The organism is Kribbella sp. NPDC051718 (assembly GCF_040681515.1).
GTDB lineage: Bacteria > Actinomycetota > Actinomycetes > Propionibacteriales > Kribbellaceae > Kribbella.
Map to the genome: position 1 here is coordinate 505,856 of NZ_JBFAYZ010000004.1, position 26,453 is coordinate 532,308.

Sequence of the window (26,453 nt, forward strand, 5' to 3'; positions counted from 1 at the left end):
ACGAGAATCCGGTGGAGCTACTCGGTCGGCTGCGGACGCCTGGCCGTGACCACCGCAGCGGTGATCGCCGCTCCGATCGCCATCCCTGCGATGAGCACCCCGGCCGCTGGGATCGCGCCTGAGACGCCTACCTGCGACATCCGGCCCGGTCCGGCAGCGCCACCCGACAGCAGCATCAGCATCATCAGCGCGATCCCGGCCAGCAGGGCAGCGATCGCGCCGCGCAGAGCGAACGCATCCCAGCCCAGCACGTCCGAGTCCTCCGCTGCCATCCCACGACGAGCGACCACGAACCCGGCCATCACTCCAGCCAGTAGCGGCACCAGAGCCGTCAGTACGAGCAGGTACGTCGGGGTAGCGCCGTCAGCCGGTACTGCGGCCAGCAACGGCAGCGCGGGCAGGTTGCCGACGTCCACCCCAGTCGGGGCAATCGTGGTACCGACTCCGAGTTGGAAGCCGGGGCCTGCGAGGAACGCCACGACGTACAGGATCACGTTGGGCAGCAGCATCAAGCAGATGGCGAAGAGCACCACGGAGCCGACCACACCGGCGTCGAGCAACTCCAGCATCGAGGTGACGCGGGAGAAATGGACTGCCAGCAGTACGGCGTACAGGAGGCTGGCGACGGCCACGATCGTCAGTACTGCGGCCGCGGCGGCAGGGATCACATCGCGCAGGCCCTGTGGCGTGGCGTCGACTATGTCGCTGGCGGCTCCGGACTCGACCAGTATCCCGGCAGTGCCCGCGATGATCGCCAGTGTGGCGGCACCGAGGAACGCTGTCGCCGGGGACACCTTCACCGTGCCGTCGGAGGTAAGGAGCGCGATGATGAGCGCACCCAGCCCGTAGGTGACAGCGAGCACTCCGGATGCCAGCGCGAGGTCCTTGGTCTCGTCTGCCCCGCTGACCCTGGCAGTGAAGCGCCCACCGCGGTACAGGCACCAGGCGAGGAACAGCGTCAGCCCTAGCGGAGCAACGCTGAGTCGTGCGTCACCGAGAGTCGCACCGGACTTGTGAGCGACCAACCACACAGTGGCACCGGCCCTGACCGCACCTGCCGCTCCACCGAAGGCCGCGGCCAGCCAGCCGACCACTGCGACGGCAGCGCAGGCCAGTAGTCCGGTGAGCAGGCAAGCACCTGCTCCGATCACCGCCGAGACGATCACCGGCTTGGTCGGTGCGGTGGCGTCGGGCTGGGCGGGCCCGGGCGCCTGGTGAGATCCGCCGTCACGGGCGCCCGGACGGCTCAGCATGTCGGTCATCTACCACCATCGTCACTCGCTGCCTGGACGCCGCTCGTTCTGACACGCCGGATATGGAAGACTTCGGCACTGCTCGCTCTCTGTTATTTGCTTGGACTCGGGGTGGATGACGACGGACCACCAGGTACCGTCGGGTGGAATCAGTCTGGAGGTCAAGAACTAGTGACCGGTTCCCACCGCGCCTCGCGGGGCGGCAGTCGTGCCGCCGCCCGGGAGGCACGCCGTCAGCAGACGCGCCGACGGAACCAGTTGATCGGTGCCGGAGCGGCCGCGCTGCTCGTCATCGGCGGCGGCGGTATCGCGGCAGTGAACGCCTTCGGTGGCAGCGACTCCCCCGGCGACGCCAAGAGCGGCAGCAAGGACGACAGCTCGGGTGGCGGCGACTCAGGTCTGCTCGGCGACGCCACCAAGGCGCTGCTCGACGGTACTGCGGCCAAGCAGTTCGCGCCCGCCTCGGGCGCCTGGGCCGTCGCGAGCACCGACGACGGCAGCAACGCCCCGGACAAGGCCTTCGTCTGCCAGTCGCAGCGGTTCGCCGACCCGGCCGGGATCCGGACCTGGATCCGCAGCTTCAAGAACCCGTCGACCAAGGAGACCGCGGTCCAGTACGTCGAGGTCTCCAACGACGAGGCGGCAGCCGGCAAGGCGTACAACACGATCACCGGCTGGCTCAGCGCCTGCAACACCCCGCAGATCCGGCTGGTCGCCAGCTACACGACCAGCGGTCTGGGCAGCAAGGGCGTGGTCGCCGTCTTCGGCCAGCCCGGTGACAAGTCGAACAAGTACCGCACGATCAGCGTGAGCACCGCGGGTCAGGCGACGATGGTGGTCGAGTTCGACACCACCGCCAAGACCCCGCCGAAGCCGGACACCGTGATCGCGACCGCCGGCTCGGGCATGCAGCGGATCTGCGCCGAGGCCAAGTGCACGACCGGGACACCGACGGCCAAGCCGGGGCTGCTGCCGACCACCGAGCCGGCCGGCTTCATGGCGCCGATCGACCTGCCGGTGCTGCCGAGCATCGACAAGCCCTGGGTCAGCACGTCCGGTACCACCCCGAAGGGCACCGGCTGCGAGACCGAGAAGCTCGACCTGAAGAAGGCCAAGCCCAAGTCGTCCAAGTCGCAGACGTACGTCGTACCGGAGGCCAAGGTGCCGGCCGAGTTCGGGCTGGACACGATGGTGGTCTCCTTCGCCAGCCCGGCCGCGGCGAGCAACTACGTCAGCGCGATCCGCAAGGCGGTCGACAACTGCAAGAAGACCCAGTCGAACGCGACGGTCAAGCAGACCGGCGACGTCGCGCTGGGCAAGAGCATCACCGGCGAGAGCTGGCGCGCGTCGTACGAGACCGGCAACGACAAGACCTTCACCTACCGGATCGGGATCGCGGTCTCCGGCTCGCGGGCCGTCTACGTGCTCTATCCGGTGCTGGAGGACCTGGACATCACCAACTCCGGCTTCAACGAGGTGCTGATCCGGGCCGCCGAGCGGTCGGCCGCCTACAAGTAGAACGTGGAAAGGGCCCCCGAGGATGACGCCTGATCCTCGGGGGCCCTTCGCCTGAGTACTACTTGCTGAGCTCCTGCATGATGCCGCGCATCAGGTTGGCGGTCTCGGTCGGCGTCTTGCCGACCTTCACGCCGACGGCCTCGAGGGCCTCCTTCTTCGCGGCGGCCGTGCCCGACGAGCCGGAGACGATGGCGCCGGCGTGGCCCATCGTCTTGCCCTCGGGCGCGGTGAAGCCGGCCACGTAACCGACGACCGGCTTGGTGACGTTGTCCTTGATGAACGCCGCCGCCCGCTCCTCGGCGTCGCCGCCGATCTCGCCGATCATCACGATCGCGTCGGTCTCCGGGTCGTCCTGGAACGCCTGCAGCGCGTCGATGTGGGTGGTGCCCACGATCGGGTCGCCACCGATCCCGATCGCGGTGGAGAAGCCGAAGTCGCTCAGCTCGTACATCATCTGGTAGGTCAGCGTGCCCGACTTCGACACCAGACCGATCCGGCCGGCGCCCGCGATGGTGGCCGGGATGATGCCCGCGTTGGACTCGCCCGGCGTGATGATGCCGGGGCAGTTCGGGCCGATGATCCGGGTGGTCCCGGCCGCCTGGGCGGCGGCGAAGAACGCGGCGGTGTCGTGCACCGGCACGCCCTCGGTGATCACCACGACCAGCGGCATGCCGGCCTCGATCGCCTCCATCACCGCGTCCTTGGTGAACTTCGGCGGGACGAAGATGACCGACACATCGGCGCCGGTCTCCTTGATCGCGTCGGCGACGGACCCGAACACGGCCACCGCTGTGTCTTGGCCGTCGAAGCCTGGGAATTGAACGGACTGGCCGGCCTTGCGCGGGTTCACGCCGCCGACGATGTTGGTGCCGGAGGCAAGCATCCGGGTGGTGTGCTTGGTGCCTTCCGAGCCGGTCATGCCCTGGACGATGACCTTGCTGTCCTTGGTCAGGAAGATAGACATCTGCTCTTATTCCTTACTTCGCTGCCAGCTCGGCGGCCCGCTTGGCGGCGCCGTCCATCGTGTCGACCCGCTCGAGTCCGGCCAGGCCGGCCTCGTCGAGGATCCGGCGGCCCTCCTCGGCGTTGTTGCCGTCCAGCCGGACGACCAGCGGCTTGCTCACGGCCTCGCCGCGGCCGGCCAGCAGTTCGAACGCCTGCACGATGCCGTCGGCGACCGCGTCACAGGCGGTGATACCGCCGAAGACGTTGACGAAGACGCTCTCCACCTGCGGGTCGGAGATGATGATCTCCAGGCCGTTCGCCATCACCTCGGCGGACGCGCCGCCACCGATGTCGAGGAAGTTCGCGGGCTTGACGCCACCGAACTCCTCACCGGCGTACGCGACCACGTCGAGAGTGCTCATCACGAGGCCCGCGCCGTTGCCGATGATGCCGACGGAGCCGTCGAGCTTCACGTAGTTCAGGCCCTTGGCCTTGGCCTTCGCCTCCAGCGGGTCCGCCGCCGACGAGTCGGCGTAGTCGGCGAACTCCGGGTGCCGGAAGTCGGCGTTCTCGTCGAGCGAGACCTTGCCGTCCAGCGCCTCGACCCGGCCGTCCTTCAGCTTGACCAGCGGGTTGACCTCGACCAGCGTCGCGTCCTCGCTCAGGAAGACCTCGTACAGCTTGACGATCTCCGGCGCGACCGCGTCGATGATGTCGGCCGGGTAGCCGGCCTCGGTCGCGATCTCGCGCGCCTTGGCCTCGTCGACGCCCTTGGCCGGGTCGATCGAGATCTTGGCGACCGCGTCCGGGTTCGTGTGCGCGACCTCCTCGATCTCCATCCCGCCGGCGGCGGAGGCGATGCAGAGGTAGTTGCGGTTGGCCCGGTCGATCAGGAAGGAGAAGTAGTACTCCTCGGCGATCGCGGCGGCCGGCACGATGTTCAGCGTCTTGACGATGTGGCCCTTGATGTCCAGACCGAGGATCTCGCGGGCGCGCTCTTCGGCCTCGTCCGGGTTGGCGGCGAGCTTGACGCCACCGGCCTTCCCTCGGCCGCCGGTCAGCACCTGGGCCTTGACGACCACTGTGCCGCCGCCGAGTTTCTCGGCCGCAGCGCGGGCTTCCTCGGGCGTGTGGACGACTTCACCCACCGTCGTCCCTACACCGTGCTTGGCGAAGACAGTCTTCGCCTGGTACTCCATCAGATCCACGAGTGTGGTCCCTCTCTCGCCTGTTCGAGTTAGGCCGCGGCAGGCTGCGGTGCTAGAGAGGCACGGTCGCCGGCGCGTTCCGTCGGCCTGAGACTAGCCACCTCTTGCCTTGCTGCGACAGTCGGGGTACGCGCTGAGACGACCGTCACAGCCCGCTTGCGCTCGCGTGAAAGGCTGGTTGACATGACAGAACATGCGACCAGACCAGCTGACGACTGGTGGCGTAGTGCCGTCGTCTACCAGGTTTACCCACGGTCGTTCGCCGATGCGGACGGTGACGGAACGGGCGACGTGAACGGCATCCGGTCCCGGCTCCCGTACCTGGCCGACCTCGGCATCGACGCTATCTGGATCAGTCCGTGGTACCCGTCCCCGCTGCTCGACGGCGGGTACGACGTGGCCGACTACCGCGACATCAACCCGGAGTTCGGCACCCTCGCCGACGCCGACGCGCTGATCGCCGACGCGCACGCGCTGGGGATCCGGATCCTGATCGACCTGGTCCCGAACCACTGCTCCTGGGAGCACCCGTGGTTCAAGGCCGCGCTGGCCGCCGAGAAGGGCTCGCCCGAGCGCGACCTGTTCTGGTTCCGCGACGGCAAGGACGGCGGGCTCCCGCCGACGAACTGGCCGGCTGCCTTCGGTGGTGGCGCCTGGCAGCAGATCGAGGACGGCCAGTGGTACCTGCACATGTTCGACATCTCGCAGCCCGACTGGAACTGGGACCACCCGAAGGTGATCGAGGAGTTCGACTCGATCCTGCGGTTCTGGTTCGACCGGGGTATCGACGGCTTCCGGATCGACGTCGCCGACTCGATGGCGAAGGACGCGTCGCTGCCGGACGTACCGCTCGACGCCGACGGTCATCCGACCCGGGAGAAGTACGTCGGCAACCCGTTCTACGACCAGCCCGGGGTGCACGCCATCCACCAGCGCTGGCGGGCGATCGCGGACGAGTACGCCGATAGCCCACAGGGGCCGCGGGTGTTCGTTGCCGAGGCCTGGCTGTCGCCTGCCGAGCGGCTCGCGCAGTACGTCCGGTCGAACGAGTTGCATTCCGCATTCAACTTCGACGTGCTGCGGGCCGCGTGGAACGCGAAGGAGTTGCGGCAGGTCATCGACTACACGACCGAGAGTCTGTGGGCCGTTGGGGCTCCGGCGACGTGGGTGCTGAGCAATCACGACACCGTTAGGCACCGCACCCGCTATGGGCGGGACCAGCGCGATGCGTTGGAGGGTGCAGGCGTAGTACCGGTTGATCTGGCGCTGGGGCTTCGCCGGGCCAGGGCGGCTGCGCTGCTTGAGTTGGCGTTGCCTGGTGGTGCGTACATCTACCAGGGCGACGAGTTGGGTCTACCTGAGGTCGAGGACCTGCCGGAGGACGTACTGGACGACCCCACCTGGGAGCGCTCGGGCCACACGGTCCGCGGTCGCGACGGCTGCCGGGTTCCGATCCCGTGGAGCGGCAGCGAACCGCCGTACGGCTTCGGTACCGGGGAAGCCCAGCCCTGGCTCCCTCAACCGGCCGACTGGGCTCCCCTGACAGCAGAGGCCGAGGCAGCCGACCCCAACAGCCACCTGGCCCTCTACCGAGCAGCGCTCCGCATCCGCCGCTCGGAAGAAGCCCTGGGCGAAGGCCGCCTCACCTGGGATCTCGACGCCCCCGACGGCGTCCTGTCCTTCACCCGAGACCCCGGCTTCCACTGCGTGGTCAACCTGACCGACGCTCCCATCGACCTCCCCACAGGCGAGGTACTGCTGGCCAGCGAGCCCCTCACCGACAACAAACTGCCGGTGGACACCACCGTCTGGCTCAAGGTCTGACAAAGCCGAAGGGCCGGCCCCTGACTCGGGTCCGGCCCTTCGGTACTTCCTCACCGTCAACGCTTCTCGTCGCGATCCCGCCGGTCCTGCTCATCACGGGCGCGACGCTCCTGCTCTTCGCGGTCCCTGCGGTCCCGGTCCTCTTGATCGCGCTTGTTCCGGTTGTCTCCGTAGCTCATCTGCCACCTCCAGCGGCTAGGCCTCCGACCATACGCTGGTCGGCGGTCCTACTTCACGCCGCCGGCGGTGAGGCCTGCGACGATGCGGCGCTGGAAGATCAGGACCGCGATCACCAGCGGGATGGTGACGACCACGCCGGCCGCCATCTGGCTGCCGAACGGCTGGTCCCGGCCGGACGCGCCGGTGAACTGCGAGATCACCACGTTGGCGGTCTGGTACTGCTTCTTGTTCACCATGCTCAGCGCGATCAGGAACTCGTTCCAGGCTGCGATGAAGGTAATGATCGCCGTGGTGAACACACCGGGCGCGGCCAGCGGGATGATCACCTTGCGGAAGGCCTGGGCCGGCGTACAGCCGTCCACCATCGCCGCCTGTTCCAGTTCCCGCGGCATCTGCCGGAAGAACGTGGTCAGGTTCCACACCGCCAGTGGCAGCGCGAACGACAGGCTGGGCACGATCATCGCCTGGTAGGTGTTGATCCACTTGATGTCGATGAACAGCTTCAGCAACGGGATCACCAGCGAGATGCCGGGGAACATCGAGGTGGTGATGATGATCGCCAGCACGAAGTTCTTGAACTTGAAGTCCAGCCGGGCCAGCGTGTAGGCCGCGACCATCCCGATGACCAGGGTCAGGATCGTCACCGTGCCGGCCACGATCAGGCTGTTCAGCAGACCCCGGCCGAAACCGGTGCCCGACTTGAACACGTCCTTCAGGTTCTCCAGCGACCAGGTGCTCGGAATGATCCGGTTGCTGAACTGGTCCGACGGCCGGCGGAGCGCCGACACGACCATCCAGTAGAACGGCGCCAGGCAGTAGATGACGATGATCGCGACACCGACCAGCGGTGCCCACCGGCGCAACGGGCTCGCCTCGGCGGCCTTGACGTCGATCTTCGCGGGTGCTTTCTCGGCCACGGCCATCACATCCCACCTCCCCCACCGAAGCCGGCCGCGGCACCGATGCCGGGCGGCGCGCTGAGCTTGTCGTCACTCTTGCCGTTCTTCTTTTTCTTCTTCACGGCGTCACCGAGCACATCGGCCCCGAGCAGCTTGACGAAGACGAACGCGACCACGGCGACGTAGATGAACAGCAACGTCGCGTACGCCGCGGCCGGCCCGTACCTGGTCTGGTTGGCTTCCAGGTAGGCCAGGATCGACAACGTCTCCACCGAGGACTTGTTCGGCCCGACCAGTACGAACGGAAGGTCGAAGATCCGCAGCGTGTCGAGGATGCGGAACAGGACGGCGACGAGCAGGGCCGGCTTGACCAGCGGCAACGTGATCCGGACGAACGTCTGCCACGGACTGGCGCCGTCCACCTTGGCCGCCTCGTAGACCTCGTCCGGAATCGTCTGCAGGCCCGCCAGTACCAGCAGCCCGATGAACGGGGCCGTCTTCCAGGTGTCGGCGATGATGACCGACAGCACCGACTGCCAGCCTTCGGTCGACCACAGGATCTGCGTGCCGAGCAGCGCGTTCGCGGCGCCGTCGGCCTGGAAGATCCACTTCCACAGCAGCGCCGAGACGACCGTCGGGATCGCCCACGGAACCAGGATGCTGGCCCGGACGATGCTGCGGCCCCTGAAGGCCTTGTGCATCACCAGCGCCATCGCGACGCCGAGCACCGTCTCGAGCACCACACAGGTGACGGTGAAGAACGTCGTGTTGCCGAAGGCGTTCCAGAACCGGTCCCCGGTCTCACCGCTGAAGATCGCGGTGTAGTTCTTGAGCCCGACGAACTCCGAGCCCTGGATGACGAAACCGTCGGCTCCGACGCGGTCGCCGCTGGTGTAGAGCGACTCGCGCAGCGCCGAGATGATCGGGTAGACGACGACCAGGACCAAGACGATCAGGGTCGGTGACAGCAGCGTGGCTGCGAGCCGGCCGGTGCCCTCGTTGAACGAGGTGCGACGGCCGCCCTTGGTGGTTTCCTCGCTCGGTCGCTGGGCGACCGGGGCGGATGCACTCACCTTTGCCTCCTTCTCTCCACCCGGCGGGGCCGGGCAGGGACAGGCCGGGGCCGGTACGTCGACAGTTCGTCGCGTACCGGCCCCGCCGTTTCGATCATTGGGTGATGAGTGTGCTCAGCTTGGTCTGCAGACCGGCCAGCGCATCCTTGGGTGGTGTCGTGCCGGTCAGGGCGCCGTACGCGGCTTCCTGGATGGCAGTGGTGACATCGCCGTACTTGACCACCTTGGGCCGCGACTTCGCGGACCCGATCGAAGCCTTCAGCGGTGCCAGGTACGGGAACGACTTGTTCAGCGCGGGGTCGTCGTACAGCGAGGCCCAGGTCGGCGCCTGCGAGGTCTTCTCGATGTTGGCGCGCTGCCGCTCCTCGCTGGCCATGAAGTTGATGAAGGCAACAGCGGTGCCCTTGTTCTTGGCGAACTCGGAGATCGCGTAGTTGTGCCCGCCCAGGGTGGAGACGCCGGCGGCGTCCTTGCCCGGCAGCGGTGCGACCGCGAACTTGTTCGCGACCTTCGACGAACCGTCGGTCTTGTTGGCCAGCGCGTACATGTACGGCCAGTTGCGCAGGAAGACCAGGTTGCCCTCCTGGAACGCACGGCGGCCCGGCTCCTCCTGGTACGTGATGGCGGCCTTCGGGATCTCACCCGACTTGAAGCCGTCGACCAGGAACTGCAGACCGGCCAGCGCCTCCGGGGTGTCCACGTTCGGCTTGCCGTCGTCGCCGACGACCACACCGCCCGCGCCGTTGACAGCCTCGGAGAAGTTCACCGTCAGGCCTTCGTACTTCTCGAACTGACCGGCGTAGCAACCGATCGTCTTGCCCTCGGGCAGCGCCTTGACCTTGTCACAGGCGGCCTTCATCTCGGCCCACGTCGTCGGCGGCTTCACGCCCGCCTTGTCCAGCAGGTCCTTGCGGTAGTAGAGCAATCCGCCGTCGGACGTGACCGGGACGGCGTACAGCTTCTCCCGGTACTTCGCCGTGTCGACCGTTGACGGCAGCAACTTGCCGAGGTCGGGGAACTTGTCCTGTGGCAGCTCGGTGATCCACCGGTTCGCGGCGAACTCGGCGGTCCAGACGACGTCCAGGTTGAGCACGCTGAAGGCATCGGACTTGTTCTGCGCGTTCTGGATCATCTGAGCGCGCTGCTGGTCGGCCGACTCCGGCAGTTCGGAGACGGTCACCTTCTGGTCCGGGTGCTGTGAGTTCCACGCCGCGACCTGACTCGTCAGGTTGCCGGAGGTGTCCTTGCCGGTGGCAAACGTAATCGGACCGGTGCCTTCCAGTGCCCCCGCCGCGGACCCGCCCGTGTCGCCACTGCTTCCGTCGTCACCGCCACACGCGGAGGCGAGCAGCGCCAGGCTGCCGGCCACGGCCAGAGCGACCGCCTTGCGTGTGTGTGATCGTTCAAACCTCATCGTGTACCTGCCCTCTCCCGATGGGATGTCACATGGTCCTGCGTCGGCGTCCGCAGACCCCCACCACGCTGCGAACCGCCCTATCCGGACAGTAACCGAGATCGGGGCCGATGTGTCCTGAGCCACACATCTCATCGATCCCAGCGCCATGAACGAACAAACGCATGGCTGTATGCGACCGCGATTCCACACCGTGCACAACCAGGTGTTTCTTAACGATTAGGTATTACCGATCAGTAACAAGCCGATCGGTGGCGGGGAGTACTCAGGCGGTCGCTGAGGCGTCGCCGACGTGGGCGCGGACCCACTCGACGATCTCGGTGGTGGTGGCGCCGGGGGTGAAGATCTTGTGCACGCCCAGCTCGGCCAGCGGCTGCATGTCGGCCTCCGGGATGATCCCGCCGCCGAACACCACGATGTCGTCGGCGTCCCGCTCGGTGAGCAGTTCACGGACCTTCTTGAACAGGGTCATGTGCGCGCCGGACAGCACCGACAGGCCGATCGCGTCGGCGTCCTCGGCGATCGCCGTCTCGACGATCTGCTCGGGCGTCTGGTGCAGGCCGGTGTAGATGACCTCCATACCGGCGTCCCGCAGGGCGCGGGCGACCACCTTCGCGCCGCGGTCGTGGCCGTCCAGTCCTGGCTTGGCAACAACAACTCGCAGAGGGCTCGTGGCAGACATATGCAGAAGCTACCTCACGGATCAGACACGGAGCCGTGTGTTCCCGGCCACGCGAACCGGGAACCGGTTACCGTTGAAACTGATCGGACCAGTTGCACGGGGGGTCTGATTGGGAGTGAGGAGACGCGATGAGCGCCGAAGACATCCGGGGAGCTCTCGAGGGACTGAAGTACGGCGCCCGCTCGGTGCTGTCGCCGCGGGTGCTGCAGGGTGCCGCCGTCGAGCTCGGCTGGATCACGACCCACCTGGCGATGTACCCGCTCGGCCTGGTCGGCGCCTCCGGCAACCGCGCCGAGCGCCTCACCCTGAGCGGCCTGACCCCGGCCCAGCGCAGCCTCCTGGTCGGCGACGTCCGGGCGGCCGGTACGCCGATCCTGCTGGCCCACGGCATCATCGACAACCACACCGTGTTCGCCCTGATGCGACGCCAGCTCGTCCGCCGCGGCTTCACCCGGATCCAGACCTTCTCGTACTCCCCGCTGACGCTCGACGTCCGGAGTACCGCCGAGCGGATGGGCGCCGAGATCGAGCGACTCTGCGAGGAATCCGGATCGGACCAGATCCACATCGTCGGCCACAGCCTGGGCGGCCTGATCGCCCGGTACTACGTCCAGCGACTCGGCGGCTCCGAGCGCGTGCACACCTGCGTGACGCTCGGAACCCCTCACCAGGGCACCGTCGCCGCGCGGCTGTTCCCGTGGCCGCTGGTCAAGCAGCTCCGGCCGGACAGCGACCTGATGACCGAGCTCGCGGAGCCGGCGCCGGACTGCCACACCCGCTTCGTCGCGTTCTACAGCGACGTCGACCAGCTGATCGTGCCCCAGCGGCGGGCCCGGCTCCGGCATCCCGACCTGGTCGCCCGCAACATCCGGGTCGACGGCGTCGGGCACCTGTCGCTGCCGTTCCATGGCGACGTGGTGCATCAGATCACCGGAATGTTGTCGCATCTCGACGACGAACAGCACACAGTCGCGTGAAAGTTCTTCCTGACATAGCAGCCTTCTGAGCGCTCAGGCCGATGCACGTGCAGCCGCGCATGCAAAAGTTTCGTGAAGCTAGGGCCCCAAAAGGGGTGGCAGGGTTTGTCGGCTCGTTGCGGTTCCGTTATGGTGCATGAGCCCCCGAGGGGAATAAAACCTCCCGGGAGTGAACGGACAGCCCCCTCCCCTGTGACCGAAAGGCCACGTTGTGTCCCAGCATCGTGCCGCGGCCAGCCGCGTCACGCCAGGCAAAGCTGCCAGTGCTGCGCGCAAGACCGGCGCAGGTCGTCATAGTGGCAAGCATCGTGTAGCCAGGCGTAATACCCCGAGCAGTACGCAGGTAGTAGGACTCACCGCAGCCCTCGCGGCAGCGGCCGGCGCAGTCGGCTTCAGCCACAGCGCGCTCGCGAACCCGACGTCGGCCAACTCCGCCGTCAACATCGCCGCGCTGAGCATCGGCGACGGCCAGATGAACGCGCTGACCACCGCGCGGATCGAGCGCCGCAACCTGGCCACCCGTGACTCCTCCCGGGTCGAGCTGGCCGGCACCGAGACGAACAAGAAACAGGCCGCGGCCGACCGGATCTCGAAGGCCCGCGCCGCCAAGCTCGACGCCACCCGCGCACTGACCGCCAAGCGCGCCACCGCGCTGGCGAACGCGAAGGCCAAGGCCGAGCTGGCCGAGAAGACCGCCCGCGAGTCGGCCACCCGCTGCGAGATGATGATCTCCGGCTACCACATCACCGCTGGGTTCGGTCAGGCCGGCGGCCGCTGGGCCCGCAACCACACCGGCACCGACTTCGCCGCCCCGATCGGCACCCCGATCCGCAGCGTGATGAAGGGCGTCGTGGTCAGCGCCGAGTTCGCCGGCCCGTACGGTCGCCAGGTCCGCGTCCGGCACGAGGACGGTACCGAGACCTGGTACAACCACATGTCGAAGTTCAGCGTCTCCGTCGGCGAGACCGTGTACGCCGGTGACCAGGTCGGCGCCGTCGGCGTCACCGGCAACACCACCGGCCCGCACCTGCACTTCGAGGTCCGTCCGAACGGTGGCGACCCGATCGACCCGATGCCGTGGCTGCGCAACCACTGCGGTCTCAACCCCTGATCCACGCTGTTGAATAAGGCTTGGCTCAGCGCTGATCCGCGGTACTAGGCTGCCGCGCATGCGCCCGCGGCCTGGTGAGGTCCTCCATTTCTCCGAAGATCCGACGATCCGGACCTTCCGCCCTCACGTCGCCGTGACGTCGACCAAGACCGGCGAGTACGTCTGGGCCGTCGGCCACGATCGCGCCCCCGACTACTGGTTCCCCCGGCAGTGCCCCCGCGCGATGGCGTGGGTGGGCCCCGGGACGTCGCCAGAGGACCGTGCCCGGATCATCGGCGACGGCAGCGGCTCGCGAGTGCACACGATCGAGTACGGCTGGCTGGAGGCGATCCGTACGGTCGAGCTGTACGCGTACCGGCTGCCGGCCGAGTCCTTCCGGCCGGCCGAGGCGGCCTTCGTGGCGACGACCGAGGTGACGCCACTCGGGCCGCCTGAGCGGGTGGGCGACCTCTTCGAGCTGCATGCCGAGGCTGGGATCCAGCTGCGCGTACTGCCCAAGCTGCACGAGTTCTGGGATGCAGTGGTCGCCAGCACGCTCGAGTTCAGCGGGATCCGGCTGCGCAACGCGATCGCCCGCTGATGGCCTGTTCCGCTGACTCCTACCGGGAGGTGGCCGACGCCGCCTGGCGGTGGGTGCTCGACCAGGTGCGCTGGGACGACGGGGCCTGGATCCCCGAGTCGGTGGGTGGGACCGGGCCGGTGGAGGTACCGGCGTACCGGGACAACGGGATGCACAGTGGGCTGGGCGGGCTGGCGCATGTGCTCGCCGAGATCAAGCTCAGCCGGCCCTGGGCGGGTGAGGAGCAAAGGCTCGCTGCGGCGATGGGCGAGCAGATCCGCGCTGCGATCGTGGAGGAGGACAACTGCACCTTCTTCGACGGGCTGGTCAGTCATATCGGCGTACTGACCTCGCTGGGCCTTCCGGGCTCGGATGCTGCCGTCGAGCGACTGCTCGCGCTGGCCGAGCCCGACGGGTGGCCGTCTAGCTTCGTCGACCCGGAGAGGTACCTGGCAGGCGCGCGGATCAACGACATGACGCTCGGTACCGCTGGGGTGCTCCTGGGTGCTCTCTGGGCCCGCAGGAGCGGCGTAGAGGGCGCTACCCGGCTCGCAGAGCAAGCAGTGGCCGTACTACGCACTGAGGCCGTCTCGCGGCCCACTGGGCTGGACTGGCCGTTCATCCCCGAGCGCTTCATGATCGAACCGCGGGCCTCGATGCCGAACCTCTCGCACGGGCTCGCGGGGATCGCTGCGACGCTGGCGATCGCCGGCGTCGAGCTCGGCCGGCCAGAGCTAATTGCTGCGGCCCAGAGTGGAGCAGAGCACCTGGTCACTCTCACTGTCAGCGACAACCAGGGCCTGCTCGTCCCGCGGCTGGTACCGATCCGAGAGGACTCTGATCTCGACCCGGTCACCTACAACTGGTGCCACGGCCCAGCCGGGACGTCACTGCTCTTCGCCGCGCTGCAGCATGCGGGTGTCGACGAGGTAGCCGGTGAGTCGCCGGTGACCTGGCGACGGCGCTGCAGCCACAGTGTTCGGATGTCTGGGCTGCCCGAGCGGCTCTACCCGGGCTTCTGGGACAACGACGGCCGCTGCTGCGGTACTACGGGCGTCGCCGACGTGCTGCTGGACACGTGGCAGTCCACTGGCGACCAGGTTGACCGCGACTTCGCTCTGTCGCTGGCTGACACGTTGGTCGAGCGTGCGGTCCGCGACGGGCAGTACGCCTACTGGCGGTTCATCGAGCACCGCGACGAGATCCCGCTGCTGCCGCCGGGGGTCGGCTGGATGCAGGGAGCTGCTGGGATTGCGGCGTACCTGTTCCGTGCTGCGCGAGTGGTCGACCAGGGCCGCGACGCTGTCCCCGCCCTCCGGATGGAGAACTGGTGGGCTAGCGGCGCCAGACCTCGGCAGTCGTAAGGAAGGCAGAGGAGCCGGGGCGGTCGGCTGAGCCGTCGACCTGGACGAAGCCCGGTACGGACGCACCGCCGATCGAGACCGTGGCGGAGCGGACCGGGGCGATCACCAGGCTGAGGCTGTGAGCGCCCTCGGCCAGCTGGAAGTTGTCGGTGGCGAACAGGCGCCGGTCGAGCACGCCGCCCATCTCGATCTGGATGTCGGCGGCCTTGGCGCTCAGCCCGTCGGCGAGGTTCATCGAGACCTGGACCAGGTCGCGCTCGACGGCCGGCTCGTGCCAGGGCAGCCCCTGCACCTCGAGGAACGAGCGGACGAAGTACCGCTCCAGCCAGGAGGCCAGGTCGACGTCCTCGGAGACCACCCGGACGATCCCGTCGAACCAGAGCACGACGGCCGTACCGGCCCCGCAGATCGACCAGTCGACCATCCAGATCGAGGCGAACGCGGTGACCTTGCCGTCCTTGTCGAACAGCCGCAGCCCAGGGTTCGCCCCCGCCAGGATGATCCGGCGGTTGCTCGCGTCTGGTGCCTTGGGCATGGGGCTGGACCTTCGTCCGGGAGGGGCCGAACATCAATTGTCGCAGCCGACATGCTTTTCGGCACGTCGTGGTCTGTTAAATCTTTTCCACAGGGGCGTAGCGGAGCAGCAGGCGCTTGACTCCTTCGGAGCCGAAGTCGATGTCGGCCTGGGCCTGTTGGCCCTCGCCGCGGACCACCACGACGGTGCCCATGCCGAAGCTGTCGTGGACCACCCGGTCGCCCGGGTTGAGGCTGACGATCGGCTTGTCGGAGGCCGTCCGCCGGGCCGGCTCCCACCGCGATTGGACCCCATTGGACCCACCGGACGACGTACCGGTACCGGACCAGCGGGTGATCGCGGACTCGTCGCGGCGCCAGTCGAGCAGGTCACCCGGGATCTCGTCCAGGAAGCGCGACGGCGGGTTGTGCTGCGGGGCACCGAACGCGCTGCGGACCGCGGCCCGCGAGATCGCCAGCCGCTGCCGGGCGCGGGTGATCCCGACGTAGGCGAGGCGCCGCTCCTCCTCCAGCTCCTTCATGTCGTTCAGCGACCGGGAGTGCGGGAAGATGCCGTCCTCCATGCCGGTCAGGAAGACGACCGGGAACTCGAGGCCCTTCGCGGTGTGCAGCGTCATCAGCGTGACCACCCCACCGTCGTCGGCGGCGTCGGGGATCTGGTCCGCGTCGGCGACCAGCGCGACCCGCTCCAGGAACGCCTGGAGATCGGCCGGCTCGTTGGCCGCGGTGCGCTCCTCGACGAACTCCCGGGCGACCGAGATGAACTCGTCCAGGTTCTCCACTCTGGTCTCGTCCTGCGGGTCCGGGGACTTCTGCAGTTCCTCGTAGTACCCCGAGCGGTGCAGGGCGACGTCCAGGATGTCGTCCGGCGGGGCGCCCGAGTCGACCATCGCGGTCAGCTCGTCGAGGATGTCGATGAAGCTCTGGACCGCATTGGCGCTCCGGCTGGCCATCGCCGGCGCGTCGTGAGCGCGCCGCAGTGCCGCCGAGAAGGTGATCCGGTCGCGCAGCGCCAGCGCCTCGATGGCCGCCTCGGCGCGCTCGCCGATGCCGCGCTTGGGCACGTTGAGGATCCGGCGCAGCGAGACGGTGTCCTCGGGGTTGGTCAGCACCCGCAGGTACGCGAGCGCGTCGCGGACCTCCTTGCGCTCGTAGAACCGGACGCCGCCGACCACCTTGTACGGATGGCCGGTACGGATGAAGACCTCCTCGAACACCCGCGACTGCGCGTTGGTCCGGTAGAACACCGCGACATCGGAGGGCTTGACCCCGTCGGCGTCGGCCAGCCGGTCGATCTCGTCGGCGACGAACTGTGCCTCGTCGTGCTCGTTGTCGGCCACGTAGACGGCGATCTGCTCGCCCTTGCCGGAGTCCGACCACAGGTTCTTCGCCGGGCGGCCCTCGTTCCGGCTGATCACCGCGTTGGCCGCGGACAGGATCGTCTGGGTGGAGCGGTAGTTCTGCTCCAGCAGGATCGTCTCGGCGCCGACGAAGTCCTCCTCGAAGGCGAGGATGTTGCGGATCGTCGCGCCGCGGAAGGCGTAGATCGACTGGTCGGAGTCGCCGACCACCATCAGCTCCGCCGGCGGGCTGACCGGGCCGTCGTTCGGGCCTGGCTCCAGCTCCGCGCAGAGCTCGCGGATCAGCGTGTACTGCGCGTGGTTGGTGTCCTGGTACTCGTCGACCAGCACGTGCCGGAACCTGCGCCGGTAGTACTCGCGGACCTCGGGGAAGGCCTGCAGCAGGTTGACCGTGGTCATCAGCAGGTCGTCGAAGTCCAGCGCGTTGGCCTGGGCCAGCCGCTCCTGGTAGATCCGGTAGCACTCGGCGTACGTCTCCTCCAGGTGGTTGGAGGTCTTCGACGCGGCCGTCTCGTGGTCGATCAGCTCGTTCTTCTGGGTGCTGATCCAGTTCAGCACCGCGCGCGGGTTGTACCGCTTGACGTCCAGGTCGAGCTCGCGGCAGACCAGCGTCATCAGCCGGCGCGAGTCGGTGTCGTCGTAGATCGAGAAGGTCGAGCTGATCCCGAACCGCTTGATGTCGCGGCGCAGGATCCGCACGCAGGAGGAGTGGAAGGTGGAGACCCACATCAGCTTGGCCCGCGGCCCGACCAGCTCGACGACGCGCTCGCGCATCTCGGCGGCGGCCTTGTTGGTGAAGGTGATCGCCAGGATCGACCCCGGGTGCGCGTCCCGGGCCGCCAGCAGATACGCGATCCGCCGGGTGAGTACCCGCGTCTTGCCCGACCCCGCACCGGCCACCACCAGCAACGGCTTGCCCGCATGCACCACAGCAGCCCGCTGCTGCGGGTTGAGCCCCTCGAGCAGCGCAGCCGGATCCGCCCGATGCTTCTTGGGCTCCTCGAGCGGCACCGGCAATTCATCTGGAGAAAAGAGCGTCGTCATCGCCCACCACCTTAGACACCCCTCCCGACAAACACCGATTCATGGGACGGCGGCCTTGGGCGTCGCCTGAGAGCAGACCTGCTGACGGCAGAAAAGCTGGGGTCGGGGGTCCGTGGGTGGCCATGGTGGGAGGCATGGCGGATGAGACGAAAGTTCCGATGTTCAGTGAGCAGACCCGGCTGGGGTTGTTGCGGCGGCGGGTGGTGGTGCTGGACGGGCAGTTGGACGATGACAACGGGACGCTGCTGGCGACCCAGTTGCTGACGTTGGCGGCTGAGGATCCGGAGGCGGATGTGTCCTTGTGGATCCATTCGATCGGTGGGTCGGTGCCGTCGATGCTGGCGATCCGGGACGTGATGCGGCTGGTGCCGTGTGATGTGTCGACGCTGGCGCTGGGGCTGGCCTGCAGTGCGGGGCAGTTCCTGTTGTCGGCCGGTACGCCGGGCAAGCGCTTCGCGCTCCGGCATGCGCGAGTGCTGATGCACCAGGGGTCGGCCGGGATCGGTGGCTCCGCGGTGGAGATCGAGATCCAGGCGAACGACCTGCGGCACATCCGCGACACCGTGCTCCGCCTGGTCGCGGCCGACACCGGCCAGCCGATCGAGACGGTCTTCGACGACTCGCTGCACGACCGGTGGTACACGGCCGAGGAGGCCCTGACGTACGGGTTCATCGACCACATCGTCGAGAACTTCGCCCAGGTGATGCCCACTCAGGTAGGAGCGAGCAAATGAGCTACATGATCCCCAACGTGATCAGCCCGCACCCGCGGGGCGAGCGGATCATGGACGTCTACTCGCACCTGCTGACCGAGCGCATCATCTACCTCGGTACTGCGATCGACGCCGGCGTCGCCAACGCCCTGATCGCCCAGCTGCTGCACCTCGAGGCGGACAAGCCGGAGAGCCCGATCAACCTCTACATCAACTGCGAGGGCGGTGACATGACGGCGATGCTCGCGATCTACGACACCATGCAGGTCATCAGCGCGCCCGTCGCGACGTTCTGCGTCGGCCAGGCGATCGCCGCGGGCGCAGTACTGCTCGCCGCCGGAGCACCTGGCGAGCGGGCGATCCTGCCGCATGCGCGCGTAGTACTGCATCAGCCCGGTGCGAGCGGCCGGGGCACCATCCCCGACCTGATCCTGCAGGCCGACGAGCTAGTCCGCGTCCGCAGCCAGCAAGAGGCGATCCTGGCGGCCCATACCGGGCAGTCGATCGAGCGCCTCCGCCACGACACCGACCGCGACCACGTCCTCACCGCGCAGGAAGCCTGCGACTACGGCATCGCCGACGAGGTGATCCAGCACCGAAACCTCAAGCGCACTCCTGCTCTGATCAAGGAGGGAGTTACAGTCACCGCGTGACTGTGCCGACTGCGAATCCCCGTCCTGACAGCGAAATCGAGCGAGTACTGGTGGTGTCCGCGCACCCGGACGACGTCGACTTCGGGGCCGCGGGCACCGTCGCGCTGTGGACCAAGGCGGGGATCGAGGTCAGCTACTGCATGGTGACGGACGGCCAGGCCAGCGGGTTCGAGACCGACCGCGATCGCGCCGAGATGCCCCTGGTCCGCCGGGCCGAGCAGACCGCCGCGGCCGCGCAGGTAGGGGTTCACGACCTGCACTTCCTCGGCTACCAGGACGGGTACCTCGAGCCGACCCAGGACGTGATCCGGGACATCACCCGGGTGATCCGCCAGGTCCGCCCGCAACGGCTGCTCTGCCAGTCGCCCGAGCGGAACTGGTCCCGGCTGCCGGCCTCGCACCCCGACCACCTGGCTGCCGGCGAGGCCACCGTCCGCGCGTTCTTCCCGGCCGCCGGCAACCCGTTCGCCTACCCCGAGCTGACCGAGGAGGCGTGGACGGTCGGCGAGCTCTGGCTGATCGCGCACCCGGAGTTCAACCACTACGTCGACATCACCGACACCGTCGAGCAGAAGCTCGCCGCCGTGATGGCCCACACCAGCCAGCACGCCGACCCTGACACGCTGATCCCCCGGGTCCGCACCATGCTCAACCACAACGCCACCCGAGCCGGCTTCCCCGAGACCCACTACGCCGAGGCCTTCACCGTCATCCGGCTCGGCTGAGGAACTCGTCCAGCGGCCGTTCCTGCGTCGCCTCGATCCCGCGATGGGCGGTGGCCGACAGCGGAGCCGGTACTGCGCTATCGGTGAAGTGCGTCGCGACGAAGCCGCCGGCCGGCGTACAGGTCAGCGGTGGATTCGCCTGCAGGAACGCCCGGGTCGCGGGACTGTCCGTCTGCGCCGACAACCACAGCCGGTACGCCGAAAGCCCCGGCGCGTGCGTCACCGTCGCCCCCAGCAACACCTTCGCCTGGAACGTCCCGCTCCGCAGGAACGGCTCGCACCCCTGAAAGTCGACGCTGCGATACCCCGCCTCACAGGCCCACTCCAGCAGGTACCGACCAGTGGCCTTCAGAACGCCGTTGCGGAAGTGCTCCGGATCCCCACCCAGTACGCCGACCAGCCGCCCCATCACCTGCCCGCGCTCCCGGTCCAGGAAGTTCGCCGTCCCACCGACCGGCCCGTCCTCCGTACACACCAGCAGCAGATTGCCCTGCCGGAACACCCGCTCCAACGCCTCCTGAGCCCCGACCGACCGCGCGTTGTCCGCATGCCGTGCCAGCATCGTCGGCGCGTACATCTGCTCGTAGAACCAGCCGAACTCGGCCTCGTCCTCGGTGACCCGATAGCTGTAGCCGTGCTCGCGGATCTGCCGCCGCACCCGGGCCCGCTCCTTGCGCGGCATCATCGAGTCCAGCTCAGCCACCGACGCGGGCAACTCGGTCACCATGTGGACGTGCATCGGCAGCACCACCGACCCCTCGCGCGGCAGCTCCCACACCTGCTCGGCACTGCCCTCGACCACCACCAGGTCGGCACCGTCGGCCTCGGCAAGGTCGAAGGGATCCACGATCTCCCGTACCTCGCCGGCGGGCGCACCCAGCACCTCTTGCAGATAAGGCACGATGCACATCCGCCCGACCGCCGTACCGAGGAACACGACGCAAACCGGCAAGCCACCGGCCGAGCCGCGCAGGGTCACCGCCATCGACGGCCGGTTCATGGCCCGCTCCAGTACGCGAGCCCGCCAGGGACACTCGCCAGCCCGATCGTCGCCATCACCTCGGCCCCCGCCAGCACCGACACCGACTGGTCACCGGTGTTCGCCACGAAGACCTCGCTCCGCCCGGCGGCGACGTTCTCCGGCCGCACCCCCACCGGCACCACCGCCTCGCAGCCGCCGCCGACCGGGTCGAGCACGGTCACCGAGTCGTCGTAGTAGTTCGCCGCATAGAGACATTCGTTGCCAAGGGCAACACCAAAGCAACCCTCGCCAACAGGCAGGCTCCCGACCACTTCAAGGCCATCGATCACCGAGACCCGCCGCTCGCCGCGCCCCGAGTTCGAGACGTAGACACGACCGTCCGGTGCCACCACGACACCGTTGGGATGGGTGCCGACCGGGATCGTCGCGATCACCCGGCAGGTCTGCGGATCGATCACCGACACGTCGTCGCTCTCGAAGTTCGTCACGTAGACCCGGTCCCCCACCCCGACCTTCGCCGGATTCCGGCCGACCGGGATCACGGCGACGACCTCATCGCGCTCGATCACCGAAACGCTGTGACCGTGGTAGTTCGTCACGTAGATCCGGTCGCCCGCCACCACCACGTCGCCAGGCGCCGAGGCGACCTCGACGCAGCCGGTGACCTGTCCCGCCGCGGGATCGATCACCTGGATCCTCGTACCGCCGAAGTCCGTGACGTAGATCCGGTCAGCCGCCGCCGCGACGCCGTACGGGCGACCGCCGACTGGGATGATACCGACCAACTCCCGGCCCGGTACGTCGAGGACGTAGACCTCACCCGTGCGCAGACTCGCCACGTACAGCGACTCCTTCATGCCGCGTCCACCGTTCCCGCGGACCACAGCCGCGCGTAGTGCCCCTTCTCAGCAAGCAGTTCCTGGTGACTCCCCACCTCGACGATGCGTCCCCGGTCGAGAACGACGATCCGGTCAGCCCGAGCGGCGGTGGCGAGCCGGTGCGCAACCAGAATGGTCGTACGCCGCTCGAACCCGGCCAGCACCAGGCTCTCCGTCCCACCGTCCAGGGAGGCGGTCGCTTCGTCCAGCAGCAGCAGGTCGGGATCCACCAGCTCCGCCCGGGCCAGCGCGACCAACTGCCGTTGCCCGGCGGACAGTCCACGGCCGTGCTCTCCCACCGGCTGGCCGAAGCCGCCTGGCAGGGCAGCGATCATCGGCAACGCCCCGGCCTTGCGCGCCGCGGCCTCGACCAGCTCGTCGGACGCACCCGGCCGGGGGTACCTGATGTTGTCCGCCACCGACCCGCTGAACAGCTGCACCTCCTGCGGTACAACGCCCAGCCGCTGCCGGTACTCCGTCAGCCGGTACCGCCGCAGGTCGACCCCGTCGACGAGCACCGCACCGCTGGTCGGGTCGTACAACCGCGCCAGCAGCTTCACCAGCGTCGACTTGCCCGCTCCCGTGCCGCCGACCAGCGCGACCCGTTCCCCGGCTTCGATCCGCAGTGAGATTCCTTCCAACACGGGCTTGTCACCGTAGGAGAAGCCGACGTCGACCAGCTCGACCTCTCCCCGCAGCCTGCCCGACACCGCCCGTTCGCCGGACGGGGTGACCGGGGTGGCAAGCACCTCGCCGATTCGCCGCAGCGCGACCCGCGCCTGCTGGTGATAGTCGAGCAAGCTCGACAGCTGTTGGATCGGCGCCGATAGCCGGTTCAGGTAGAGCAGGAAGGCGATCAGTACTCCGGCTGTCAGACCTCCGGCCGCCAAGCGACCGGCGGCGGCTCCCAACACGACCACCTGGGCCAGATCGACCAGCAAAGTCATCACGGCCACCCACGCGGCCAAGTAGCGCCGTCCCCGCAACCGGGATCGCCGGTACTCGTCACTGCGCCGCACGAAGCCTGCTGTCGCCCGGGCGGTCGCACTGCCGGACTGAGAGACCCGTACCCCGGCAAGGTTCTCCTGCAGATCGGCATTGACCGAACTACCCTTGCGGTCGGCCTCGGTGTGCGCGTCCAGGCTCGTACGACGGAAGAGCCACGTAGTGATCACCAGTGGCGGCAGCAGTCCCAGTGTGAGCAGCGCGAGCGGCAGGTCAGTGGCTAGCAGGATCACGCCGACGCCCACCACGGTCGGCAGGCTCACGGCCACCCCGGTGAGAGCAGTCGGCAGGTAGATGCCCAGTATCGCCGGATCGCTGGTCAAGCGAGTCATGATCCGGCCGGCGGGCTCGCGGTCGTAGTACTCGAGTCCGATCCGCTGGAGTCGGGTGAAGATGCCCAGACGCACGTAGTACAAGGTCTTCTCGACAGCGGCCGCGCTGACGAGGTTCCGGCCGACCACCGCCGCCCCCTGTACTCCGACGACGATGAATCCCAACGCAGCAAGGGCCCAGAGGACCTGCGACCTACCGGCGAGCACGCCGTGGTCGAGAGCCCGGCTGATCAGGGTGGGCAGGGCAAGAGCTGCCAACGCCTCCAGCACCATCAGTGCGCCGGCCGATGCCAGGCCCCATCGCGCGGGCCGCAACCAGTGTCCGACCTGATGATCCGGCTCAGCATCCTCGACCAGTGGCGACTCAGTAGACGCCGGGGCCTTGGCCTGCTCGGCGACGTCCCCATCCAGTAGCGAGGCGAAGAGCGTGCAGCGCTGGTCCAGCTCCGCGACCGTCCCTTCGTCCACCACCTTGCCTTGGTCCAGTACGACGACCCGGTCAGCCAGCGCAAGGGTGGAGCGTCGATGCGTGACCAGTAGCGTCGTACGGCCGCGGGTCGCCTCGACCAGGGCAGTGTTGATCGACGCCTCGGTCACTGTGTCGACGGCCGAGGTTGCGTCGTCGAGGATCAGGATCCTGGCACCGGTCAGCAGGGCCCGGGCCAGCGCGAGCCGCTGGCGCTGACCTCCTGACAAGGTCAGGCCTCGCTCACCGAGCACTGTGCCGAAGCCTTCTGGCAGCGCCATCACGAAGTCGTAGGCGGCGGCGCCGCGTGCTGCTGCCTCCACCTCCGCCCGCGAGAACGGGTGCCCCTGGGTGAGGTTGGCGGTGACCGTGTCCGCGAACAGGAAGGCGTCCTCGTAGGCGACCCCGATCGCCGACCGCAGGCTCGCGAGTTGCAGCTCGCGGACGTCCGTACCGCCGATCCGGACAGTACCGGCCTGGACGTCGTAGAAGCGCGAGAGCAGCAGGGAGACCGTCGACTTCCCCGATCCCGCGGTACCGACCAGTGCGACCCGTTCGCCCGGCCGCACCGACAGCGAGACCCCGTCCAGGACAGGCTGATCAGGCCGGTATCCGAAGGTCACCGCGTCGAGTTCCATCGACAACGGCCCGGGCGCGACCTCTACCGCCCTCTCGGATTCGACCACCTCGGGCTGGGAGTCGAGTAGCTCGAACACCCGCTCAGCCGCTGCTCTGGCCGACTGCATCGTGAGTACAGTCGCCGACAGCGTGCCGATCGGCCCGACCAGGATGGCGATGTAGGTCGAGAACGCCAGGAAGGTGCCCACACTGATCCGGCCCTGCATCACCAGCCAGCCGCCGAGGGCGAGCATCCCCACCTGGCCGAGGCCCGGCAGTACCGCCAGCAGGAACGAGGGTCGTGAGGTGAGCCGGACCACCCGGAGCCTGGCCTGGACCAGGTCGCGTGCCCGCCGCCGGAAGCGGGCGATCTCCCGATCCTCCTGCCCGAAGGACTTCACCACCCGTGCTCCGGCCACGGTCTCGTCGACCTGATGCGCCAACTCGGCGGCCTGCTCCTGGGCTGTGCGGCTCGCTCCCGCCAGTGTCATGCCCGACCGAGCGGTGACGATCCCTACCAGGATCAGCACGACCAGAGCGACCACTGCGAGCAGTGGCTGCAGTACTGCCATCACTGCGAAGGCGACGAGGGCGAGCACGATGGTGCCGAGGGTCAGGGGTAGCGCGCACACCAGTCCGTAGACGACCTGCAGGTCGGTGGTCATCCGGGACATCACGTCACCGCCCCGCAGCCGGTCCTGCTGTCCGCCGTCGGACCGCTGGATGACGGCGAACACTCCCCGGCGGAGGTCATGCTGGACGCCGGCCCCCAGCCGGTCGGCGGCGTACCGGGACAGGAACGAGCCGGCGAAGCGGACGAGCGCGATCACCATGAGACCGGCGAGCAGCGGGAGCAGGCCGTTGGTACCGCCGGCGACTGCTTCGTCGACGACCTGTCGTGCGATCAGCGGGGTCGCAGCGGCCACTCCGGCGAAGAGCACTGCGGCCCCGACGGCAAGCAGCGCAGTACCGAGGTGGTGGCGGCAGACGACGGCCAGCCGGCCCAGCCAGTTCACCAGGTCACCGGTAGCGAGGTGATCCCCTGCAGGCCGACCGCTCCCTTGACGGGCAACTCAGCCGACGGTACTGCGAGACGCAGGCCCGGCAGGCGGTCGAAGAGCCTGGTGAAGACGATCTCCAGCGCTGTACGGGCGAGGTTCTGTCCGAGGCACTGGTGGAGTCCGTAGCCGAAGGCGACGTGATGCCTGGCTCCGCGCCCGAGGTCCAGCTCGTCCGGAGCCGGGAAGGCCTGCTCGTCACGGTTGGCGGCCGCTGTGCTCAGGACGACGCCCTCACCGGCCCGGATCGTGGTGCCGGCGATCTCGATGTCTGCGATCGCCACTCGCGGGATGGTGTCGGCGATCGACACATACCGCAGTAACTCGTCGACGGCGGCCGCCGGATCCTCTCGTAGTCTGGCTTGCTGGCTCGGGTGGTCGAGCAGCGCGAGCGTGCCTAGGCCGATCGCGTTCGCGGTCGTCTCGCTCCCCGCGACGACGATCATCATGGCCAGGTTGATCACCTGCCGCCGATCCAACTCGTCGCGCTCGAGCAAGTCCGCCAGCAACCCGTCTATGGCCTGTCCGGTCTCGGCAAGCTGGTCGAAGTAGCGTGCCAGTGTTGGCAGCCCAGCGCCGTTCTTCTCCTTCACCGCCGCGGTGAACGCCGGCCGATCCTCCATCGGCACACCGAAGATCTCGGCCAGCAGAAAGGCCGGTACGTCGAACGCCAGCGACTCCACCAGATCAGCCGGCGGCCCGGTCGCCACGATCCGGTCCAGCAACTCCTCCACTGCCTGCTCGATCCGCGGCCGCAACGCCTGGACCCGTCGCAGGCTGAAGCTAGGTATCGCCATCCGCCGATGCTCACCATGCTCCGGCTGATCCATCTCGACGAAGGTTCGCACCTCCCGGATCGCCGCGGGATCGGCCCGCCGCCCCGTCAGCTCCGGATAGTCCGGATCAGCCCGATCAGCCGACAACCGCGGATCAGCAAACAGCGCGCGGGCCTCGGCATACCCGGTCACCACCCAAGCCTCCTGCCCACTAACCAGCCTCACCCGAGCCAGCGGCCCACCAAGGCCGGCATAGCCGGCCGGCGGATGGTAGGGGCAGCCGCGCGGCATCGGAAACCCC

The 26,453-nt window shown here is 68.2% G+C and carries 23 protein-coding genes; 9 read left to right on the top strand and 14 right to left on the bottom strand.

Going from position 1 to position 26,453, the window contains the following annotated elements:
• Positions 1–17 precede the first annotated feature (17 nt).
• Entirely contained in the window at positions 18–1,262 is a 1,245-nt protein-coding gene (locus tag AB0M15_RS17955) for a DUF6350 family protein (protein ID WP_363819599.1), read from the bottom strand.
• Positions 1,263–1,424: 162 nt separating this feature from the next.
• Here AB0M15_RS17955 and AB0M15_RS17960 point away from each other — a divergent pair, with 162 nt between their 5' ends.
• Complete coding sequence (locus AB0M15_RS17960; protein ID WP_363819602.1) at positions 1,425–2,771, top strand: hypothetical protein; 1,347 nt, start codon at positions 1,425–1,427, stop codon at positions 2,769–2,771.
• Between the two features lie 58 nt (positions 2,772–2,829).
• Here the strand turns inward: AB0M15_RS17960 and sucD are convergent, their stop codons facing one another.
• Both sucD and sucC read right to left on the bottom strand, forming a co-directional pair.
• On the bottom strand, positions 2,830–3,735 hold the full coding sequence (gene sucD, locus AB0M15_RS17965) for a succinate--CoA ligase subunit alpha (RefSeq protein ID WP_363819605.1): 906 nt from the start codon (positions 3,733–3,735) through the stop codon (positions 2,830–2,832).
• 13 nt (positions 3,736–3,748) lie between these two features.
• Positions 3,749–4,924: an ADP-forming succinate--CoA ligase subunit beta gene (sucC, locus tag AB0M15_RS17970; protein ID WP_363819608.1), complete on the bottom strand. Its 1,176-nt coding sequence runs from the start codon at positions 4,922–4,924 to the stop codon at positions 3,749–3,751.
• A 183-nt stretch (positions 4,925–5,107) separates the two neighbouring features.
• On the opposite strand from sucC, the gene AB0M15_RS17975 reads away from it, so the two are divergent.
• Positions 5,108–6,748 (top strand): glycoside hydrolase family 13 protein, encoded by a 1,641-nt coding sequence (locus tag AB0M15_RS17975; protein ID WP_363819611.1) that lies wholly within the window; start codon positions 5,108–5,110, stop codon positions 6,746–6,748.
• A 56-nt stretch (positions 6,749–6,804) separates the two neighbouring features.
• Here the strand turns inward: AB0M15_RS17975 and AB0M15_RS17980 are convergent, their stop codons facing one another.
• The 5 genes from AB0M15_RS17980 to AB0M15_RS18000 form a co-directional block, all read right to left on the bottom strand.
• Positions 6,805–6,927, bottom strand: coding sequence for a hypothetical protein (locus AB0M15_RS17980; protein WP_343969137.1), 123 nt, complete (start codon positions 6,925–6,927; stop codon positions 6,805–6,807).
• Positions 6,928–6,975: 48 nt separating this feature from the next.
• Positions 6,976–7,722: a carbohydrate ABC transporter permease gene (locus AB0M15_RS17985; protein WP_363820249.1), complete on the bottom strand. Its 747-nt coding sequence runs from the start codon at positions 7,720–7,722 to the stop codon at positions 6,976–6,978.
• A gap of 128 nt (positions 7,723–7,850) precedes the next feature.
• A complete protein-coding gene (locus AB0M15_RS17990) occupies positions 7,851–8,798 on the bottom strand; it encodes a sugar ABC transporter permease (RefSeq protein ID WP_363820251.1) in 948 nt (315 codons plus the stop codon).
• Between the two features lie 196 nt (positions 8,799–8,994).
• Entirely contained in the window at positions 8,995–10,314 is a 1,320-nt protein-coding gene (locus tag AB0M15_RS17995) for an extracellular solute-binding protein (protein WP_363819613.1), read from the bottom strand.
• Between the two features lie 265 nt (positions 10,315–10,579).
• On the bottom strand, positions 10,580–10,996 hold the full coding sequence (locus tag AB0M15_RS18000; RefSeq protein ID WP_363819615.1) for a cobalamin B12-binding domain-containing protein: 417 nt from the start codon (positions 10,994–10,996) through the stop codon (positions 10,580–10,582).
• A 128-nt stretch (positions 10,997–11,124) separates the two neighbouring features.
• Here AB0M15_RS18000 and AB0M15_RS18005 point away from each other — a divergent pair, with 128 nt between their 5' ends.
• From AB0M15_RS18005 to AB0M15_RS18020, 4 genes are all read left to right on the top strand, one after another.
• Positions 11,125–11,973, top strand: a complete 849-nt coding sequence (locus AB0M15_RS18005; protein WP_363819617.1) for an alpha/beta fold hydrolase — start codon at positions 11,125–11,127, stop codon at positions 11,971–11,973.
• A 211-nt stretch (positions 11,974–12,184) separates the two neighbouring features.
• On the top strand, positions 12,185–13,084 hold the full coding sequence (locus tag AB0M15_RS18010; protein ID WP_363819620.1) for a peptidoglycan DD-metalloendopeptidase family protein: 900 nt from the start codon (positions 12,185–12,187) through the stop codon (positions 13,082–13,084).
• 58 nt (positions 13,085–13,142) lie between these two features.
• Positions 13,143–13,664: a DUF6886 family protein gene (locus AB0M15_RS18015; RefSeq protein ID WP_363819623.1), complete on the top strand. Its 522-nt coding sequence runs from the start codon at positions 13,143–13,145 to the stop codon at positions 13,662–13,664.
• Positions 13,664–15,007 (top strand): lanthionine synthetase LanC family protein, encoded by a 1,344-nt coding sequence (locus tag AB0M15_RS18020; RefSeq protein WP_363819625.1) that lies wholly within the window; start codon positions 13,664–13,666, stop codon positions 15,005–15,007. Before AB0M15_RS18015 ends, AB0M15_RS18020 begins: the two co-directional genes overlap by 1 nt.
• Here the strand turns inward: AB0M15_RS18020 and AB0M15_RS18025 are convergent.
• Complete coding sequence (locus tag AB0M15_RS18025; RefSeq protein ID WP_328334211.1) at positions 14,979–15,542, bottom strand: hypothetical protein; 564 nt, start codon at positions 15,540–15,542, stop codon at positions 14,979–14,981. The two genes, AB0M15_RS18020 and AB0M15_RS18025, sit on opposite strands and share 29 nt — an antisense overlap.
• Before the next feature lie 76 nt (positions 15,543–15,618).
• Positions 15,619–17,946: a DNA helicase PcrA gene (pcrA, locus tag AB0M15_RS18030; RefSeq protein WP_363819628.1), complete on the bottom strand. Its 2,328-nt coding sequence runs from the start codon at positions 17,944–17,946 to the stop codon at positions 15,619–15,621.
• Between the two features lie 134 nt (positions 17,947–18,080).
• On the opposite strand from pcrA, the gene AB0M15_RS18035 reads away from it, so the two are divergent.
• Genes AB0M15_RS18035 through AB0M15_RS18045 form a run of 3 tightly spaced genes read left to right on the top strand, consistent with a single transcriptional unit; the run spans position 18,081 to position 20,037 of the window.
• Entirely contained in the window at positions 18,081–18,680 is a 600-nt protein-coding gene (locus AB0M15_RS18035) for an ATP-dependent Clp protease proteolytic subunit (protein WP_363819630.1), read from the top strand.
• Positions 18,677–19,312, top strand: a complete 636-nt coding sequence (locus AB0M15_RS18040) for an ATP-dependent Clp protease proteolytic subunit (protein ID WP_363819632.1) — start codon at positions 18,677–18,679, stop codon at positions 19,310–19,312. Before AB0M15_RS18035 ends, AB0M15_RS18040 begins: the two co-directional genes overlap by 4 nt.
• Positions 19,309–20,037, top strand: a complete 729-nt coding sequence (locus tag AB0M15_RS18045) for a PIG-L deacetylase family protein (RefSeq protein WP_363819635.1) — start codon at positions 19,309–19,311, stop codon at positions 20,035–20,037. The genes AB0M15_RS18040 and AB0M15_RS18045 overlap by 4 nt, the downstream gene beginning before the upstream one ends.
• Here the strand turns inward: AB0M15_RS18045 and AB0M15_RS18050 are convergent.
• From AB0M15_RS18050 to AB0M15_RS18065, 4 genes are read right to left on the bottom strand one after another with little or no spacing between them, the layout of a single operon-like run.
• The gene (locus tag AB0M15_RS18050; protein ID WP_363819637.1) at positions 20,021–21,037 is read right to left on the bottom strand and encodes a GNAT family N-acetyltransferase; all 1,017 of its coding nucleotides are present in this window, start codon (positions 21,035–21,037) and stop codon (positions 20,021–20,023) included. The two genes, AB0M15_RS18045 and AB0M15_RS18050, sit on opposite strands and share 17 nt — an antisense overlap.
• A complete protein-coding gene (locus AB0M15_RS18055) occupies positions 21,034–21,876 on the bottom strand; it encodes a YncE family protein (RefSeq protein WP_363819640.1) in 843 nt (280 codons plus the stop codon). The genes AB0M15_RS18050 and AB0M15_RS18055 overlap by 4 nt, the downstream gene beginning before the upstream one ends.
• Complete coding sequence (locus AB0M15_RS18060; RefSeq protein ID WP_363819642.1) at positions 21,873–25,334, bottom strand: ABC transporter ATP-binding protein; 3,462 nt, start codon at positions 25,332–25,334, stop codon at positions 21,873–21,875. The genes AB0M15_RS18055 and AB0M15_RS18060 overlap by 4 nt, the downstream gene beginning before the upstream one ends.
• Positions 25,331–26,347 carry a cytochrome P450 gene (locus AB0M15_RS18065; protein ID WP_363819644.1) on the bottom strand — a complete coding sequence of 339 codons (1,017 nt, stop codon included), beginning with the start codon at positions 26,345–26,347 and terminating at the stop codon, positions 25,331–25,333. Before AB0M15_RS18065 ends, AB0M15_RS18060 begins: the two co-directional genes overlap by 4 nt.
• Positions 26,348–26,453: the final 106 nt, after the last annotated feature.

Coding starts and splice junctions, on each gene's coding strand:
- AB0M15_RS17980 (WP_343969137.1), bottom strand. CDS start 6,927: ATGAGCTACGGAGACAACCGGAACAAGCGCGATCAAGAGGACCGGGAC.
- AB0M15_RS17955 (WP_363819599.1), bottom strand. CDS start 1,262: ATGACCGACATGCTGAGCCGTCCGGGCGCCCGTGACGGCGGATCTCAC.
- AB0M15_RS18015 (WP_363819623.1), top strand. CDS start 13,143: ATGCGCCCGCGGCCTGGTGAGGTCCTCCATTTCTCCGAAGATCCGACG.
- AB0M15_RS18035 (WP_363819630.1), top strand. CDS start 18,081: ATGGCGGATGAGACGAAAGTTCCGATGTTCAGTGAGCAGACCCGGCTG.
- AB0M15_RS17995 (WP_363819613.1), bottom strand. CDS start 10,314: ATGAGGTTTGAACGATCACACACACGCAAGGCGGTCGCTCTGGCCGTG.
- AB0M15_RS18050 (WP_363819637.1), bottom strand. CDS start 21,037: ATGAACCGGCCGTCGATGGCGGTGACCCTGCGCGGCTCGGCCGGTGGC.
- sucD (WP_363819605.1), bottom strand. CDS start 3,735: ATGTCTATCTTCCTGACCAAGGACAGCAAGGTCATCGTCCAGGGCATG.
- AB0M15_RS17985 (WP_363820249.1), bottom strand. CDS start 7,722: ATGGTCGTGTCGGCGCTCCGCCGGCCGTCGGACCAGTTCAGCAACCGG.
- AB0M15_RS18020 (WP_363819625.1), top strand. CDS start 13,664: ATGGCCTGTTCCGCTGACTCCTACCGGGAGGTGGCCGACGCCGCCTGG.
- AB0M15_RS18000 (WP_363819615.1), bottom strand. CDS start 10,996: ATGTCTGCCACGAGCCCTCTGCGAGTTGTTGTTGCCAAGCCAGGACTG.
- AB0M15_RS17975 (WP_363819611.1), top strand. CDS start 5,108: ATGACAGAACATGCGACCAGACCAGCTGACGACTGGTGGCGTAGTGCC.
- AB0M15_RS18055 (WP_363819640.1), bottom strand. CDS start 21,876: ATGAAGGAGTCGCTGTACGTGGCGAGTCTGCGCACGGGTGAGGTCTAC.
- AB0M15_RS18025 (WP_328334211.1), bottom strand. CDS start 15,542: ATGCCCAAGGCACCAGACGCGAGCAACCGCCGGATCATCCTGGCGGGG.
- AB0M15_RS18005 (WP_363819617.1), top strand. CDS start 11,125: ATGAGCGCCGAAGACATCCGGGGAGCTCTCGAGGGACTGAAGTACGGC.
- AB0M15_RS18040 (WP_363819632.1), top strand. CDS start 18,677: ATGAGCTACATGATCCCCAACGTGATCAGCCCGCACCCGCGGGGCGAG.
- pcrA (WP_363819628.1), bottom strand. CDS start 17,946: ATGACGACGCTCTTTTCTCCAGATGAATTGCCGGTGCCGCTCGAGGAG.